The sequence below is a fragment of the Filimonas lacunae genome (assembly GCF_002355595.1).
Lineage (GTDB): Bacteria > Bacteroidota > Bacteroidia > Chitinophagales > Chitinophagaceae > Filimonas > Filimonas lacunae.
Map to the genome: position 1 here is coordinate 1,304,753 of NZ_AP017422.1, position 17,862 is coordinate 1,322,614.

12 protein-coding genes are annotated in these 17,862 nt (G+C 41.8%); 9 read left to right on the forward strand and 3 right to left on the reverse strand.

The window, feature by feature from the left end:
* Positions 1-27 precede the first annotated feature (27 nt).
* The 8 genes from FLA_RS05435 (at position 28) to FLA_RS05470 (ending at position 14,252) form a co-directional block, all read left to right on the forward strand.
* On the forward strand, positions 28-1,038 hold the full coding sequence (locus tag FLA_RS05435; protein ID WP_096510774.1) for a GntR family transcriptional regulator: 1,011 nt from the start codon (positions 28-30) through the stop codon (positions 1,036-1,038).
* Positions 1,039-1,183: 145 nt separating this feature from the next.
* A complete protein-coding gene (locus FLA_RS05440) occupies positions 1,184-2,086 on the forward strand; it encodes a helix-turn-helix domain-containing protein (protein WP_076382623.1) in 903 nt (300 codons plus the stop codon).
* 164 nt (positions 2,087-2,250) lie between these two features.
* Positions 2,251-2,820, forward strand: a complete 570-nt coding sequence (locus tag FLA_RS05445) for an RNA polymerase sigma factor (RefSeq protein ID WP_076382622.1) — start codon at positions 2,251-2,253, stop codon at positions 2,818-2,820.
* Between the two features lie 68 nt (positions 2,821-2,888).
* A complete protein-coding gene (locus FLA_RS05450) occupies positions 2,889-4,085 on the forward strand; it encodes a FecR family protein (protein ID WP_076382621.1) in 1,197 nt (398 codons plus the stop codon).
* A 111-nt stretch (positions 4,086-4,196) separates the two neighbouring features.
* Positions 4,197-7,868 carry a SusC/RagA family TonB-linked outer membrane protein gene (locus FLA_RS05455; protein ID WP_076382620.1) on the forward strand — a complete coding sequence of 1,224 codons (3,672 nt, stop codon included), beginning with the start codon at positions 4,197-4,199 and terminating at the stop codon, positions 7,866-7,868.
* A 17-nt stretch (positions 7,869-7,885) separates the two neighbouring features.
* Positions 7,886-9,319: a RagB/SusD family nutrient uptake outer membrane protein gene (locus tag FLA_RS05460; RefSeq protein WP_076382619.1), complete on the forward strand. Its 1,434-nt coding sequence runs from the start codon at positions 7,886-7,888 to the stop codon at positions 9,317-9,319.
* A 31-nt stretch (positions 9,320-9,350) separates the two neighbouring features.
* On the forward strand, positions 9,351-11,807 hold the full coding sequence (locus tag FLA_RS05465; RefSeq protein WP_076382618.1) for a zinc-dependent metalloprotease: 2,457 nt from the start codon (positions 9,351-9,353) through the stop codon (positions 11,805-11,807).
* A 300-nt stretch (positions 11,808-12,107) separates the two neighbouring features.
* On the forward strand, positions 12,108-14,252 hold the full coding sequence (locus FLA_RS05470) for a glycoside hydrolase family 97 protein (RefSeq protein WP_076382670.1): 2,145 nt from the start codon (positions 12,108-12,110) through the stop codon (positions 14,250-14,252).
* Positions 14,253-14,358: 106 nt separating this feature from the next.
* Here FLA_RS05470 and FLA_RS05475 read toward each other — a convergent pair whose 3' ends face one another.
* Positions 14,359-14,757, reverse strand: a complete 399-nt coding sequence (locus FLA_RS05475) for an OsmC family protein (RefSeq protein ID WP_076382617.1) — start codon at positions 14,755-14,757, stop codon at positions 14,359-14,361.
* A 150-nt stretch (positions 14,758-14,907) separates the two neighbouring features.
* On the opposite strand from FLA_RS05475, the gene FLA_RS05480 reads away from it, so the two are divergent.
* Complete coding sequence (locus FLA_RS05480; RefSeq protein WP_076382616.1) at positions 14,908-16,194, forward strand: WG repeat-containing protein; 1,287 nt, start codon at positions 14,908-14,910, stop codon at positions 16,192-16,194.
* 3 nt (positions 16,195-16,197) lie between these two features.
* Here FLA_RS05480 and FLA_RS05485 read toward each other — a convergent pair whose 3' ends face one another.
* Both FLA_RS05485 and FLA_RS05490 read right to left on the reverse strand, forming a co-directional pair.
* The gene (locus tag FLA_RS05485; protein ID WP_076382615.1) at positions 16,198-16,683 is read right to left on the reverse strand and encodes a GNAT family N-acetyltransferase; all 486 of its coding nucleotides are present in this window, start codon (positions 16,681-16,683) and stop codon (positions 16,198-16,200) included.
* Positions 16,683-17,579 carry a pirin family protein gene (locus FLA_RS05490; protein WP_076382614.1) on the reverse strand — a complete coding sequence of 299 codons (897 nt, stop codon included), beginning with the start codon at positions 17,577-17,579 and terminating at the stop codon, positions 16,683-16,685. Before FLA_RS05490 ends, FLA_RS05485 begins: the two co-directional genes overlap by 1 nt.
* Between the last annotated feature and the right edge of the window lie 283 nt (positions 17,580-17,862).

The window sequence follows — 17,862 nt, forward strand, 5'->3', positions numbered from 1 at the left end:
CTTTAAACGATTTGCCACCATAAAGCCATGATGAATCATACCCTCTTCAGCAGTGCAGACAGGATACCGCTGCCCAAACAAATAGCCAGGCATATTGCGATGCAAATTGATAATGATGAACTGCAGCAGGGGCAGATATTATTATCCATCAACGAGTTTAGTGCCCGCTATAAAGTAGCCCGGGATACGGTAGAAAAAGCCTATAAAGAGCTAAAAGCAGCCGGTTATATTATCAGTGTGCGCAATAAAGGATATTTTGTATCGGGGAAGGCCAATGTTCGCAAAAAGATTCTGCTGATATTTAACAAGTTAAGCAGCTATAAAAAGGAAGTATATTATGGATTCCTGGAAACAGTGGGAGATAAGGCAGCTGTAGACCTGCAGGTTCATCATTATAATGCAGGCCTGTTAAAGGAAATTATCTCCAGCACGGCAGGCAATTATCATCATTATGTGCTGATGCCGCATTTTGATAAAAAAGAGCCTAAGAAGAAAATATTGGATATTATTCGGGAGATACCTGCCGATAAACTGTTGTTACTGGATAAAAAAGTGCCTGAGTTGAAGGGAGTTAAAACAGTGTATCAGGATTTTAAAAAGGATATTTATGAAGCCCTGTTATCGGCTAATGATCTATTAAAAAAATACAAGGCCATTACTATTGTGTTTCCTTCAGATAGCAACCACCCTGTGGAAATTATCAGTGGTATAGAAGAGTATTGTCATACGTCGAAAAAGAAATTCCAGGTAGTACATGAGGTAAATGGCATGCAGCTGGTGCGCGGCACCGTATATATCTTCATTACAGAAAAGGATATGGCCGAGATTATTAAACAGGTGAAACATACTGCGCTAAAACCAGGTGCGGATATGGGGATCATTTCCTTTAATGAAACTGTATTAAAAGAATTGCTGGATATTACAGTGATTACCACCGATTTTGAGCAGATGGGTAAAACGGCAGCAGAATTATTACTGAATAATACTATTGCACAGGTGCGTAACCCCTTTAGAATGATCCGCCGGGCGTCTCTCTGAAAGATAGCAGCATTTCAACAGCGGTTTCAGTTTTTTACGAAATATCGTAGTTGCAAAAAGTTTGCTATTTTATAACTGGCTGTAAATCAAATGTTATGGAGATGGCATCGGAATTGTTTTTTACCAGGTGAAATCCGATGTTATTATGTACAGCCACACCGCCAATGCTTCTTTACCAAATATATCATCCACGGCCACTATTGTTGATACCGCCCCGCCCGGGCATTTACACCAGCATTTTGAAATCAGAAAACTGGAAACTGCAGCTGATGCAGCCTATAAATTAGTAGAAAAGCAGCTTTTACAACATTTTGAATTGGTATGGTGCCTGGAAGGCGAGGGCATGGTGTATGCAGATGGTAAAACGGGGCATTTGAATGCGCAGCAATTGTATGTGCTGGTGCCGGGGCAACAACGGCATTACCAGCTACAGTTGGTGGAAAAAGGCTATTATATCCGTTTTTCGCCCGATTTTCTATACCTGGCTAATAGTGGTGCCGATATGGAAAGCATTTGGCGTAAGGCGCAGTTTAGCAGGTGTTTGGTGAATATGCAGGTTAAGGGAGAAATGCTCAGACTGCTGGAAATGGTGATTGCCAGCATTAGAAAAGAGTTACAGCATGATTTACAGTTACGTACAGAAATTACCAGTGGGCTGGTAAACCTGATGCTGATATATATTACCCGGCAATTGCATGAAGCAGTGGCAGAAGTAGTGGTAACCAGGGAAGCGGCATTGGTTCAGCAATTTCTGGCAATGGCACGGGAGCATTTTTTAACACGGAAAAAAGTGGCAGATTATGCGGCTGAACTAAATGTTACCCCCAACTATCTGAATACAGCTGTGAAAAACATTACCGGCTTAACGGCGAGTTATCAGATACAACTGTTAATTATTAACGAGGCCAAACGGCAATTGATTTACGCTAATCGTAGTATGAAGGAAATATCCTACTACCTGGGATTTGATAATGTGGCGCATTTTAGCAAATACTTCAAATCAAAAACAGGGGTAAACTTCACCTGTTTTAAAAAAGAACTGGCATAATTACAGGCATAATAATAGATAAATAGGTTTTATTCATACGTATTATCTATTGTAAGTTATTAGTATGTAACAGGTTGGTGGAGGAGTGTTTAAGGGAAAGTGCCCCACCTTAAAGGCTTTTTGGTTAAATTTGTCCTTTAATCATTGATAACCCGAATGCTTTAGTGTTTACAAAGCAAACAAATAACGAGCAGGAACTATTGCATCAACTGGCCCTGGACAACGAAGCGGCCTTTACTGAGATTTACCATCAATACTGGCGGTTATTGTTTTCTGTGGCAGCTAATAAGCTGGGCAGTGCAGTGGATGCAGAGGAAATGGTACAGGAAGTATTTGCCGATTTGTGGCGTCGCAGAAGAGAGTTGCGTATAGATATTTCCCTGAAATCGTACCTGGCCGCTGCCGTTAAGTTCCAGGTGTATACTTTCATGAGTAAAAAACACCGGCAGGAGCAACACCACGCCGCTTATGCGCAGCCTGATATTCAAACCATTACTCCCGAAGAAGAGCTGCACAGCAAACAATTACTACAACAATTATATGATATTACGTTGCAGCTTCCCGATAAATGCCGGCTGGTTTACCAGTTAAGCAGGGAGGAAGGCTATTCTAATAAAGAAATTGCCGAAAAACTATCTATTTCAGAAAAAACGGTGGAATCGCAAATGACCAAGGCCCTGAAGCGGCTGCGGGGTGGTTTTAAACTGTTATTCACCTACTTACTGTCGTTGTAAAATATTTTTTTCAATGGCGTAAGGGTTAGCATCTTCCATTCATACTTGTAATATAAAACCGACTATCTGTGTCTGAGCAAACCCATTATACTAACAGCTATTACAACGAACTGGCCCATAAATGGTCTACCGGCACTATTACAGCTGAGGAAAGACAAATACTGGAGCAGTGGTACAGCCAGGAGCAGGATGCTGCCGTAACTGTACCAGCTGAGCTGGCTGTTAGTGAAGCGGTTCACGAAGCACAACTACTGCAAAAAATACAACAACGTATTGCTGCAGAACATTCCGCAACGCCTGTTCGAACACTCCGGTCCCGTAATTACTGGTGGGCTGCTGCCGCTGTTATATTGCTGCTGTGCGCAGGTGGCTATATATGGCAAACGCAAACCAGGCAACAACAGGTACCCACTGCAAAGGTGAAAGTGCAGGATATTGCACCAGGCAAAGCAGGTGCTATACTCACACTGGCGGATGGTAGCACAATGGTACTGGACAGTATGCCTAACGGAGTAATTACTACACAGCAGGGCACGCAGGTGGTGTTGAAAAATGGCCAGCTGGCTTATCAGCAGGCTGCCGGAAGCGCTACAGCAACAGGCAGCAACACGATTACCACGCCTAGGGGCAGACAGTTTGTAATTGCCTTACAGGATGGTACGAATGTTTGGTTGAACGCTGCCAGCTCGTTAACTTTTCCCACCGCATTTACCGGGAAAGACAGGGTGGTTTCTGTAACAGGGGAAGCTTATTTTGAAGTAGCGAAAACCGGTACAGGAGCTGTTAACCGGCCTTTTAAGGTAAAGGTGAACAACCAGGCTGAGGTGGAAGTGCTGGGTACGCAGTTTAACGTAAATGCTTATGCGGACGAAGCAGGTATGCAAACTACACTGTTACAAGGTGCGGTGCGTATATCGGCTAATAACGACAGCAAGGTGTTGAAACCCGGACAAGCTGCTAAAATACCTGCCGGCAATACAGCAGGCATTACAGTAGTGAAGCATGCAGACACAGAACAGGCCATTGCCTGGAAAAACGGTAGTTTTTATTTTAAAGAGAGAACTGGCATAGAAGAAGTGATGCGTCAATTATCACGCTGGTACGATGTAGAAGTGGTGTATGTTGATGGCATACCCAACGCTGTATTCACCGGTGAAATGGAACGCACACTTAGTTTAATGCAAATGATTAAAGGTCTGGACAACATGGGGGTAAGGTTTACCATCGAGGGCAGGAAGCTGCTGGTGAGTTCAGATTCTAAGTAACACCATCCTTAAATAGCTTAAAAACAAGGATCGGCACTATGTGATGTAGCGCCGGGTGTGATACCTATGTCAATCCCGCAATTAATTTATTTAACCAAAACTGTTGCAAGTATGGCACATTGTTTTTTGTTGAAGCGAACGTTTACTACCAAAATGCTGGGGCTGTTTATAGCAGCGATGCTGGCAGGTGTAGTGGGCATGGCGCAAACCATTAACTACACGGGTGATAAAGTATCCGTTGAAAAATTATTAGGTGTTATCAAGCAGCAGACCGGTTATTCAGTAATGTTTAACCCCGACCTGTTAAGCAAGGCCAACCCGGTAACCATTGAGGCGCACGCGATGCCCTTAAAAGAATTCCTGGATAAAATTCTGGCAGGTAACACCCTTTCCTACACGATTGAAAACAAGACCATATTTATTAAAAAAGGGGTTGACCATTCCAAGATGGACCATTCTAAAATGGACCACAGCGGCATGGCCATGATGCGTATTTTTAAAGTGCGTGGTAAGGTAGTAGATGAGAATGGCAAACCTTTATCCGGTGTTTCTGTTTCACTGGACAATTCTTCTTTTGGCATTGCTACAGATGTAAAAGGAAATTTTGAACTGGAAGATGTAAAGAAAATTTCTACTATAACGTTTAATCATTTAGGTTATTTAAAAAGTACTGTGTCTATAGCGGCCTGCTGCACTGATGGAAGTACTTTGCCTGCTGGTGTAAATGCCTCTGTTGCAAACGATAATGTAACAATGACTATCAATGTTGCGATGACGGCTGATGTGAAATCACTGGATGATATTTCAGTGGTAAACAACGGTTTCCAGGTGGTAACCAGGGAGCGCAGTACCGCAGCGGCTGCGAAAGTGACTAATGCAGAACTGAATACACAGCTGAATACAAACCTTTCCAGCGCATTGGAAGGCAAAGCAGCAGGGTTGAGCATGTATCGCGGACAGCCTTTGTTAAGAGGGGTAGGCACCTTTTCTCAGGAAGTAGGTACGCAGCCCTTACTGGTAATTGATGGATTGCCTACGGGCGGTGATTTAAACAGCATCAATATTTATGATGTAGAATCTGTTACTTTATTGAAAGATGCCGCTGCTACCTCTATTTATGGTGCTGTTGCGGCAAACGGTGTGTTGGTTATTACTACCAAGCGGGCAAACAAGGGTAGCACCCAGGTAAGTATTAATGCTGATTATTTTATCAGCACTAAGCCTGATATGGATAAAATGCATTATGCTACTACCGGACAAATGCTGGATTATGAAACTGATGTATATAATTTCAAGAGAAAAGCATATTCCGGTACTACTTCTGAATTTTTTAATTCATTTGGCTATATTGATAATGCTGGAAAGCTAAATAACAGCATTAGTTACTACTCCCCTCTATATGATTTGTATCGTAAGCAGAATGATGGTAAAGTAACCAGTGCGCAGGTTGATAGCACATTGAGTCAATGGAGAAATAATGATTTTATAAATGAGTATACACAGAAAGTGTGGCGTAACGAAGTGAAACGACGTTATAATCTTGCTGTAAGCTCAGCTACTGATAAAAATAACTCCTATTTTTCTATCAACTACGAAGGCAATCAGTTACGTACTATTTATAATAAAAATGATAATGTTAACCTGTATCTGAAAAATACTTTTACCCCGGTAAAATGGTTAAGTGCCACTGTAGGTATAAATGGATACTATACGGATGCTGTTGAAACCAATACCAGTTACAATGATTACATGATACAGCCACGTTACGCGGCAATGGAAGATGCCAGTGGTAAAAAGGTATACGCTGATTACATTAAAACCAGTGATGCGCTCAATTCTAATATTGCAGCTTACCTTGCTACCAGCAGTAATTTTAAAAATACAAGGTTCAACTTGCTGGATGAAATAGGTAAAGGACTTACTAAAACCAAAGCCTTACGTTTAAGAGCGTTTACAGACATTAACGTTAAACTACCAGCTGGTTTTTCGTATAATATGAAGCTTCAGTACGAAACGAATAAAACGGAAGAAACCACTTATGATGAAGCTGATTCTTATGTAATGCGGATGCTGTATAACAGGTATACTTATTATAACAGCACGGCTCTTACCTGGAACCATGCCATACCGGATGGAGCCAGATTAACACGCTTGAACCCTACGTCAAGGAATTATACTTTCAGAAATCAGTTGAATTATTTCAAGCAGTTTAATACGGCTGGAAAAAACAGCGACATTACTGCACTGGTAGGTACTGAAATAAGAGAGTCAGCCAGTAATACAGGCAATACTTCTGTTCTGTACGGCTTTAATCCTGTAACACTCGCTTCCACAACAGTAGACTGGAATACTATTAGTGTAACTGGTATTAACACTTTTTTATATGGTACAAGTCGCGCCTCTTATATTCCTGCCAACTACGATCAAACTATTCATCGCTTCTTCTCTATGTATGGTAATGCTGGTTATACTTTTGACGGGAAATATAACCTTACCGGTAGTGTAAGAGTAGACCAGGCTGACTTGTTTGGCACCGATCCCAAGTATCGCTATCGCCCGATGTGGTCGGCAGGTGGTGGCTGGAACGTTACCCAGGAAGAGTTTATGAGACGTATTCACTGGGTTGATTATTTAAAAGTAAGAGTTACGTATGGTATAGCAGGTAGTGTAGACAGATCCTCTTCACCTTTCATTGTAGGTGCTGCAAAAAGCGATAAGTTGTATACTGGGCTGCAATACACAGATATATCTGATTTGCCTAACCCTAAATTACGTTGGGAAAAAACTACTACTACCAACCTGGGGTTGGATTATACCCTTTTTCATAATAAATTAACTGGTAGTATTGATTATTATGTTAAAAGAGGAAGTGATTTATTTGCTACGGTAGCATTGGACCCCACTGTAGGCGCTTCTTCCATGAGAATCAATAATGGTATTATATCTAACAAAGGAATTGAAGTGAAAATTGGTTCAGACTGGTTAAAAAAGAAAGACCTGGTTTTAACCTCTACTTTCATTATTGCATTTAACAAAAGTAATGTAGTAACTACCGGGGCCATTACTACCAGCGCTTATGACAGAATTGGTTCTCCTACCGTATACTACGAGGCTAATACCCCTTATAACTCAGTATATGCTTATAAGTTTGCAAATATTACGAATGGCTATCCCACATTTTACGATGAGAAAGGAACCAATAATGTAACCTTTGCCACAGATGGTACCCCTACTGTAAAGCAAATTTCCAGTGTTAGCGCTATCAGCCGTGTAGGTACATTTATTCCTGTGTTTAATGGTTCTTTTCAACAAGGAGTTTTTTACAAAGGTTTCCAGTTAAATGCTTTGTTCGCTTTTTATGGTGGGCATAAATTGAGAAAGGATGTAGTTTCCTTAGATGGATATGATCAAACAGACAGGGCTATAGCGAACAGATGGAGTGAATCTAATCCTGATGGCCTTCGTTTACAGATTGATTATCCTACTACTGCCAGCACATCTGCCGCAGGTAATTTATCCCAATATTACAGGTATTCTGATGTGAATATAGCCAGCGCAAGCTTCGTGCGTTTACGCAATATTTCCTTGTCATATACATTGCCTGTGCAGGTTTGCAGACAATTACATATGAAAGGCGTGAAGTTTACAGCACAGGCAAACAACCTTTGGTTGTGGTCAGCTGTAGGAAATGACATTGATCCTGAAACTTATAGTCTGAGTTCAGGAACAAGAAGTGTTCCTACTTCCAAAACCTTTTTGTTTGGAGCATCCCTTACACTCTAATGCTTAAAATGAGACTAATGAAAAAGAATTTAGCTTATTATATTGTTCTTGCATTGCTTACTATACCTGCAATGTCTTGTAAAAAATATCTTGATCTTACTCCTACCGGTAAGTCAATAATAACATCAGCTTCTGATTATTATAACCTGTTAAGTTTGCCTAACAGAGGGTATCCTATCAGTGGCAATATTCAATATCTGAATGATGAAAACTATCTTAAGGAAAGCAGTATATTAAGTCTTACTAAAGGCATAATGACTATAAGTTTTTATTTTGATAGCTCTGAAAGCAGGGTGAATTATTTAACTGCGTCTTCTTTGTATAACCAGGCCTATAAGTATATTAACCGGTGGAATATGGTTTATTCGCTGGTAGATGAAAGTGAGGGCGAAGAGTCTGTGAAAAAACTGGCAAAGGCGGAGGCACAGGTATTGCGTGCGTTTGATCATTTTATCCTGGTAAACGTTTTTGCACGACCTTATTCTGCTACGGCGGCTACGGATGGTGGTATTTGTATTATGGACAAATATGATATAGAAGCCAAGCCTGTAAAATCTACTGTTGCAGAGGTGTATGCCTTTATTGAGAAAGATCTCGATGAAGCGTTACCTTATCTGCAGGTTACACCCAAAGATGTATACCATCCTTCCCTTGCGTTTGCATGGGCTTTTAAAGCGAAGGTACATTTGTTTAAAAGGGAATGGCAAAAAGCCAAAGACGCTGCTTTAAAAGCTTTGTCATATAATAGTAGTCTTTTGGATTTAGTGGCTTATACCAAGGCGGGCGGTCCCACCACTGTGTTGATGCCTGCGGGTAGCAACCCGGAAACACTTAGTTACATGTATGTGAATGGTTATACGGAAATGTCCAGTGCTTATACTTTTATGATTAGCCCGGAGTTAAGAGCATTGTTTAGTGGAAATGATACACGTTTTAAATATTTTTTCGATACTACAAGCACTACATTTCTGGATGTAGCAGCTAAAGCAGCTTACTGGAAAGTAAAGTATACTTCTTTTTTCCGTCCAACAGTAGGTATACAGGTGCCGGAGGTATATCTGACACTTGCTGAAGCTTATGCACGATTGGGAGAGTTGGAGGATGCTATGAAATATTTGAATGCTTTGCGCGTGAAGCGTATAAGCGATGTAGCGGAAGCAACATTGGCTACTCCTGCTACTATAAAGGAAACAATGGACTTTATCATTACGGAGCGCAGGAAAGAACTGATGTTCGGTTATAACCGTTTCTTTGATCTGAAACGTTATAACCTGGATGCAGAATATGCCAAAACAGTAGAACGTAAATTTCCATTGGTAAGTACTTCTGTGCCGCAGGTTACCTACAAATTACCTCCTAACTCTAAGTTATATGTAATTCCTTTTTCTCAGGATGTGTTGAAAAAGAATACTTCATTAACGATTAATACAGACGAAACACTGCCCTGGTAAGGGTGGTGTTTCCTAAACAGGATTCGCTTTCATGAAAAAAGTAATGGCACTGGCTGCATTAACGGCAGCTATACAGGCAGGCGCGCAGGACAAAACTAAAGTAGTAACCAAAGATTCGGCAGTGGTGAGCAAGCCTGCTGCATCGGGTATACAGGCGTATGACAAGGTAATTACCAAAGGAGCAATAAGTCGTCCGGGCATGTTTACAGTGCACCTGGTTGATAACAAATATTTCTTTGAAATTCCCGATTCCCTGTTCAACAGGGATATACTTACTGTTACCCGTTATGTAGCAACCCCGGAGCATTTGAAGTTATATGGTGGTGAAAAAGTGAATGAGCAAACCCTGTATTTTGAAAAGGGAGCCCAGAATAAGGTGTTCTTGCGTGTAGATCTTTTTTACGTAGCTACTAAAGATTCCACAGAGGCTTTATATAAAGCAGTACAAACTGCAAACGTAAAACCTATTGCGGCTGCTTTTGATATTAAAGCGATTAATCCAGCCAATGGCAATGTTGTAATAGAAATAACCGACTTTTTTAGAAAAGACAACAGTGTGGTGTCTTTTCAGGCAGAAGAAAAATCGGAAATCAAACTGGGCGGACTGGCAGATGACCGTACTTTCATCCATTCTATCCGCAGTTATCCTATTAACATTGAGGTGCGCACTACTAAAACGTACACTACATCCTCTTCTGCCACTCCTGCAGGTAGCGCAGCCGGTGCACTTACTTTTGAATTGAATACCTCTATGGTGCTGTTGCCCAAAGAACCTATGCGTAAACGTTTGTTTGATGAAAGGGTAGGATACTTTGCCAACAAGTATATATTGTTTGACGACAATGCACAAAGCACGAAAGACTTTTCTACCATACAGCGTTATCGCCTGGAACCGCGCGAAGAAGACCTGGAAAAGTACAAACGAGGCGAACTGGTAGAACCGAAGAAGCAAATTGTTTATTATATAGACCCTGCAACGCCTAAAAAATGGCGTCCTTACCTGATAGCTGGTGTAAACGACTGGCAAAAGGCATTTGAACAGGCAGGTTTTAAAAATGCGATTGTGGCTAAAGAATGGCCGGAGCAGGATTCTACCATGAGTATGGAAGATGCCCGCTTTTCGGTGATCCGTTATTTCGCCTCTGAAACGGCTAATGCTTATGGCCCCCGCATCAGTGATCCGCGCAGCGGCGAAATAATAGAGAGTCATGTAGGCTGGTATCATAATGTGATGAAGCTGGTACACGACTGGTACATGATTCAGGCAGGGGCAATAGACCCCAGGGCGCGCAAGATGGAGTTTGATGATGAGCTGATGGGAGATTTGATTCGTTTTGTGAGTTCGCACGAAGTAGGACATTCACTGGGCCTGCGTCATAACATGGGCGCCAGCAGCCAGACACCCGTAGAAAAACTACGTGATAAAGCGTGGGTAGAAGCCAATGGCCATACCGTTTCTATTATGGACTATGCTCGTTTTAACTATGTGGCGCAACCACAGGATAATATTGGCAAAGCAGGCATCTATCCACGCATTGGCATGTACGACAAGTGGGCTATTCAATGGGGCTATAAAAACATATTTAATACCCCGGATGAGTATGCCGACAGAATGGTACTGAACAAATGGATTATTGACAGTTTGAAAACAAATCCGCGTTTATGGTTTGGGGGGGAAGGCAAGGGGGAAGATCCGCGTTCACAAACAGAAGATTTGAGTGACAATGCGGTCAAAGCCAGTGACTATGGTATTGAAAACTTAAAGCGTATTATGCCTTTGCTTCCGGAATGGACTGCTGAGGAGGGGGATATGTATAACAATCTGCAAAGGATTTACAAACGTGCCAGCGCGCAGTACCTGCTATACGTTACTCATGTAATGAAAAATCTCGGAGGGGGTATGTATGTGACACAGAAAAGTACGGAAGAGGCAGGCAATGTGTATGAATACATACCGAAGGAGCGTATAAAAGCAGCTATCGATTTTATGGGGCGTCAAGTGATGCAGCCACCTTTATGGTTGTATCCTGCTGCTATTAGCAATAAGATCAAACTGAATGCCATGGAAGAAATTGGCAACCTGCAGAATAATTTCCTGAATACATTACTAAACCCGGGTTTATTGTATAATGTTTTACAAGCTTCCTTTGCTAACAAAGACGCATTCACTGTTACAGAATACCTGAACGAAATAAAGAAGATGGCCTGGAAACCTTTGTCAGGTAATGCTGAATTGGATGCTTATCAGCGGAATATTCAGCGGATATATATAGAAAGGCTGGCAATGATTCTGAAGCCTAAAAGCATTGAGGAAGGCAAAATGCTTACCAATGCCGAAAGAAGCGATGCCCGTATTTACGCCAAAATGCACCTGGTACAGCTAAAAAATGAACTTACAACAATGCCGGCAGCCAGTGCTATACAGGCAGAACATAAGAAAGAACTGATTACCCAGATCAATAAAATACTGACTAACGCAGCTAAGTAGTGTGCTGTATGTAAGTCGGGTTAAAATCCAATTTCCGGGGCCATCCATTTTTTATGGATGGCCTTTTTTGTTTTCCATAGTGCCGGAAATGCTTTTTTGTTTCAGGTTTTTATGTGTAAGTGTTTCTAAAACAACGGTATATAATGGCGGGTTGTCTATTTTTTTTGTAAAAAGGCGTTTCATATTCTTCACACGCTCTATATTTGTGTAGTTATTACACATTGCTATTGAGTTGCCATAATGAATAATTCTTACCCCATAATATCGTTATCCCACATTGCTATATTTAAACCTTATAAAATGCGCAAAACGATTCTTTTAGTTTGTATTTGTTTTCTATGCACGTTGGTGAAGGCACAGGATGTAACGTCGCCCGACAAAAACTTTGTGTTGAAGTTTACGTTGCAATCGCAGGGAGTGCCTGCCTATTCTTTAACCTATAAAGGCAAAGAGGTGATTAAGCCCAGTCATTTAGGTCTGGAGTTGAAAAACAGCACCTCGTTGCTGGACAGTTTTGAAGTAGCAGAAGCTAAAACGGCTACGTTTGATGAAACCTGGAGCCCGGTTTGGGGTGAGGTGAAGCAAATTCGTAATAATTACAACGAGCTTGCTGTTCGTTTGCACCAGACTTCTACTGACCGTTTTATTGTAATCCGTTTTCGTTTGTTTAACGATGGTTTGGGTTTCCGTTACGAATTTCCGCAACAGAAAAAGCTGGATTACTTTGTAATTAAAGAAGAAAAAACACAGTTTGCCCTGGCAGGTGATCATAAAACCTTTTGGATTCCAGGCGATTTTGATACCGAAGAATATAGCTATGTAACCTCTAACTTATCTGAGGTAAGAGGTAAAATGAAAGAGGCGGTTACACCCAACTGTTCTCAAACTACTTTTTCACCTACCGGTGTGCAAACGCCGCTGATGATGAAAAGCAAAGATGGTTTGTATATCAATATTCATGAGGCAGCCCTGATAAACTATGCTGCTTTAAACCTGAACCTGGATGATAAGAACATGGTGCTGGAATCAGTGCTTACTCCGGATGCTGTAGGGGACAAAGGCTATTTACAGGCTCCTTGCTTATCTCCCTGGAGAACAGTGGTGGTGAGCGATAAAGCCGGAGACATTCTGGAAAGTAAGCTGATACTGAACCTGAATGATCCTGCTACAGTAAAAGATGCTGATAGCTGGGTAAAGCCTATTAAATACATTGGTGTATGGTGGGAAATGATCACCGGTAAAAGCACCTGGAGTTATACCAATATTGAAAACGTACAATTAGGTATTACAGACTATTCTAAATTGCCTCCGAATGGAACGCATGGTGCTACCACTGCACACGTAAAAGAGTATATTGATTTTGCGGCAAAACATGGTTTTGGCGGTGTGCTGGTAGAAGGCTGGAACGAAGGCTGGGAAGACTGGTTTGGTAAAACCAAAGACTATGTGTTTGATTTTGTAACGCCTTATCCTGATTTTGATGTGCAGGAGCTGCACCGTTATGCTGCCAGCAAGGGTGTAAAAATTATCATGCACCACGAAACTTCCGGCTCTATCCGCAATTACGAGCGTCATATGGATACTGCTTACAAGTTTATGGTGGCCAATGGTTATAACGCTGTAAAAAGCGGGTACGTGGGCAACATGATACCTCGCGGTGAACACCATTATGGTCAATGGCTGGTAAACCACTACCTGTATGCCATTGATAAAGCTGCCAAGTATAAAATTATGGTGGATGCACACGAAAGCGTTCACATGACAGGTTTATCACGTACTTATCCTAACCTTCTGGCACAGGAAAGTGCACGTGGTACAGAGTATGAATCATTTGGTGGTAACAACCCCGATCATACTACCATCCTGCCTTTCACGCGTTTAATGGGCGGCCCCATGGATTATACACCTGGTATTTTCCAAACCAGGATCAATGCTATTAATCCTAATAATAATTCATGGGTACGCAGTACATTAACCCGTCAACTGGCGTTGTATGTAACTATGTACAGCCCTTTCCAGATGGCGGCTGATTTGCCCGAGAACTATAATAAGTTTTTAGATGCTTTCCAGTTTATTAAAGATGTGGCGGTAGATTGGGACGATTCTAAAGTACTGGAAGCAGAACCGGGTGATTACATTACCTATGCCCGTAAAGCAAAAGGTACCAACAACTGGTTTATCGGCAGCACTTGTGATGAAAACGGACGTACTTCTAAAATTGATTTTAAATACCTGGATGAAGGTAAAAAGTATATAGCTACTGTTTACAGCGATGCAAAAGATGCGCACTACGAGAAAAATCCGCAGGCGTATACTATCCGCAAAGGAATAGTAACCAACAAATCTGACTTGTCACTGTTGTGCGCACCAGGTGGTGGTTATGCTATCAGTGTAATAGAAGTTACGGATGCAAATGCTTTAAAAGGTTTGAAGCCGTTAAAATAGGTCTGGTTGATTGTGATGTTAAAGGGAGTGAGGTTTGTACCTCACTCCCTTTCGTTTTATAATAATACAAGCCTTGCGAACATTTGGTCAATGACATAAAAAAGCCCTATAAAGGGCTTAAGCTGGTGGCTATATCAATAGGATTGGTGAGCGTTTTATGGATAAAACAGTTATTGGCTATAGTCAGTAGCCGTTGCCGCTGTTCTTCGTCCAGGTTGCCCGTAAGCGTAATAGTACGGGTGAAATGTGACTGGTTATTGGCAAAATCGCGCTCAAAAGTTACATCAGCCTGCACATCTGTTAAATCCCAGCCTTTTTTATCGGCATACATGCGCAGGGTAGCGCAGGTACAGGCTCCCAAAGAAGCAGCCAGCAGGTCGGCAGGAGAAAATCCCAGGTCTTGCCCGCCCAGTTCCTCAGGTTCATCTGCTATCAGGGCGTTAGTGGCGGTTTGTATCTGCATTCTATACAATTCGGTGCCAATAGTGGCGCTTATCTGTGTCATCTTGTATAATTTATCCGGTTTTATATGAGTAGTTCTACTCTGTTGATAGTAAAACTAAAAAAAGTTATAACAGGTGTTGCAACATGTTTGTGTAAGTGTGTCTGAACTTCCTATTTTCGTGCAAATTCAACCCACACCTAACAACTGTATATGAAACTACGTGTTTTTCTGCCCTTATTATGTATTGGTGTATCTGCCAAAGCCCAAACCCGATTCTATCCTTATTTTGACAAAACTGCCTGGGGGGTAGCTAATGAACGAAAAGAAGTAGTGATTGCTCCTCAATTTGATACCATTATCTGCGAAAGAGGTGGTGTGTTAAAGCTGGGACACAGTAAAAATGTGTCAACTACTTCCGGCGCTGTTATTTTCCCTGATACCTATACTCAATTGGAAATGATAAAAGGGGCGGCTGAAATAAAAGCCACCACTGCTGGCGGAGAAGAGGTGTTATTGAGCATTAAAACCGGTAAGCTGGCAGGTAGCAAGGCTTTTACCCGCATATTATCCTATTGCGGTTGTCAGCAGGCCTTTTATGCAGTGAAGATAGGTGATAAGGTAGGCGTATATAATGTAGCCACAGATGCTATGGCAGTGCAGCCCGAATATGACAATGTTGAGTTTATGGGCGGCGGCTGGACGGGTATGGTGGATGTGGTAACAGGTAATAAACACGGTGTATTAGAAGTGGCATCGGGCAAACTTGTGTTACCTGTGGAATATGAGCAACTGGAATGGGATGTGTTCAGCAGTAAGAAAGAAGTGAAAGCGACTGCGGCATCCGGCATTATTTATACAATGGACGAAACCGGTGCTGTGTTGCTGGCAGACAGTTCAATAGTAAAGGCGAGGATAGCTGCTGCCAAACCTAAAAAGCCTGCGACACAAGCACGTACAACACTGGTAAAGCATATGGAAACACCCGAACCGGGAGGTTCTATTATGGTGAATACCTCTTTAAAAGCGGAAGACAGAGCTAACGGATTATCGGTAGAGAAGGTAAGTGATGACAGTTGGAAAGTGACCACCCGTTATATGGACTATAATGATAAAAGCGCGGCGGAAACACTGGAACTGACAGGCTATTCGCAATTGAAACCTATTGAGTACAGGAAAACCAACAAAGGGTCGGCTAAATTAATGGCGGTGAAAGAGGGTAAAGCCGGTATTATTGATGCTACAGGTAAAGTGCTGCTGGCTTTTAATTATGATAGCATTGATTGTGAACGCAGCCGTTACTGGGTATACACTTCTTTAAACGGCAAAACCGGCCTTGTAAGAACTTCTACCTTAATAGAAGTGAAAAAGCCGGTTTTAAAGCAGGTAATTAAAAACGTTATCAGCCTGAGTGCTTTCCTGGTGGAAATGCCTGATGGTAAAAAAGGATATATGGATGAAGAAAACGGAACCTTATATATCCCAGGCGTAGTTGAATAAGAATTATGCCTGCATATGCAGATGATAGAAAATGGTATCAGGCTGCATGAATGGAAAATAATCCGGTAAATCTTCTTTACTAATTTTCTGAAAGCCGTTGCGCTCGTAAAACCGGTGTGCGGCTTTTAGTATTTCTACGGTGCCCAGGTACAGGTCGGTGATATTGTTTTGCTGGCAATAACGCAGCAACTCATCTAATAGCTGCTGCGCTATACCTAACTCTTTTCCCCGGAATTCTTTTTTCACAAACATTTTTCTGATGGCGCCTGCGTTGTGCCCGGTGGCAATGAGTGCAATGGTGCCTACCACTTCATTATCATGGATAACACCCCAGAAATTGCCTCCGGGGCCTATATAATGCTTTTCTATATCCAGAAGATCCTGTTGTTTTTCCAATGTAATAGGCACATTGAATTCAATTTGCTGAATGGGCAATATCAAATTTACTATCTGCTGGCTATGGGAGTTGTTAAGTTGTTGTATCGTCATCACTTTTTCTGCTTTACTAACGGATTTGCTTCGGGCAGGGGAATATATCCTGTTTCGCCGGGTATAGTGGGGAAGCGTTGTGTCTTCCAGTCTTCCTTGGCTTTTTCAATAATGTCAAGGCTGCTGGATACAAAGTTCCAGTAGATATACCTTTCTTCCGGGAATGGTTCGCCGCCAAAAAGATAGATGGTGGTGCCGGCTTCCATGGTAAACTGGCACAGGCTGCTGTCTTTTGCTACCAGTATGCGTTTAGGCTCGTACACATTACCCTCACTTTCTACACTTCCTTCTAAAATGTACATGCCTGCTTCGCCAAATAATTCATGGCCAACCTGTATGGTTTGGCGGGTGGTGCTTTTTATTTCCAACAGAAACAATTTACTATATACCGGAACGGGGGAGTTGTGGCCTAAAGCGCTGCCTGCTATCAGTTTATAAGATACGCTATCCTTTTCCCAGGTTGGTATATCTTCTTTGCTTACATGATAAAATTCAGGGTGCATCTGCTCCAGTTCTTTTGGCATTGCTACCCATATCTGCAACCCATGTAAAGGTTTATCTGAATGTCGCAGATAATCAGGGGTTCTTTCACTGTGAACGATGCCTTTACCGGCAGTCATCCAGTTTACTTCGCCGGCTTTTACTTCTACTTCGGTTCCTAAGGTATCCTTATGCATAATGTTGCCTTCGAACAGGTAGGTGAGAGTAGAAAGGCCGATATGTGGATGAGGTCCAATATCCATGTTATGATGGTCGTCGAGCCTGACCGGTCCCATATGATCTATAAAAATAAAAGGGCCTACCATTCTTTTACCGCGGAAAGGTAAAAGCCTGCCTACGAGGAAGTTGCCTATATCGGCAGGGCGTTCTTCAATAATCAAATCTATATGTGACATTATAAAGGCTTTATGGCAATAAAGGTAAGAGAAATGACTGCATTCTCTATTTTTGGTATCTATTATACAACTAATAGCCCAACCTTTACAAGAATGCAACCTCACCCTGGCATTTTGGTTATGGGTTGTTGTATGCAATACCCGCAACCATTTACATATACATCCATGCTTCATAGTTTTGTCCCTGTTTTCCGGTAGAAGTATGCCGGTATAGCGTATGAAGAAAGGCTGAGAGGCCATAAATATAATAGGATTGCTATTGATTATATTTGGCACACAACTA

What these genes read in the sequence shown, in the direction of transcription:
- FLA_RS05435 (WP_096510774.1), top strand. Translation starts at nt 28, where the DNA reads ATGATGAATCATACCCTCTTCAGCAGTGCAGACAGGATACCGCTGCCC.
- FLA_RS05440 (WP_076382623.1), top strand. Translation starts at nt 1,184, where the DNA reads ATGTACAGCCACACCGCCAATGCTTCTTTACCAAATATATCATCCACG.
- FLA_RS05455 (WP_076382620.1), top strand. Translation starts at nt 4,197, where the DNA reads ATGGCACATTGTTTTTTGTTGAAGCGAACGTTTACTACCAAAATGCTG.
- FLA_RS05460 (WP_076382619.1), top strand. Translation starts at nt 7,886, where the DNA reads ATGAAAAAGAATTTAGCTTATTATATTGTTCTTGCATTGCTTACTATA.
- FLA_RS05465 (WP_076382618.1), top strand. Translation starts at nt 9,351, where the DNA reads ATGAAAAAAGTAATGGCACTGGCTGCATTAACGGCAGCTATACAGGCA.
- FLA_RS05470 (WP_076382670.1), top strand. Translation starts at nt 12,108, where the DNA reads ATGCGCAAAACGATTCTTTTAGTTTGTATTTGTTTTCTATGCACGTTG.
- FLA_RS05475 (WP_076382617.1), bottom strand. Translation starts at nt 14,757, where the DNA reads ATGACACAGATAAGCGCCACTATTGGCACCGAATTGTATAGAATGCAG.
- FLA_RS05480 (WP_076382616.1), top strand. Translation starts at nt 14,908, where the DNA reads ATGAAACTACGTGTTTTTCTGCCCTTATTATGTATTGGTGTATCTGCC.
- FLA_RS05485 (WP_076382615.1), bottom strand. Translation starts at nt 16,683, where the DNA reads ATGACGATACAACAACTTAACAACTCCCATAGCCAGCAGATAGTAAAT.
- FLA_RS05490 (WP_076382614.1), bottom strand. Translation starts at nt 17,579, where the DNA reads ATGTCACATATAGATTTGATTATTGAAGAACGCCCTGCCGATATAGGC.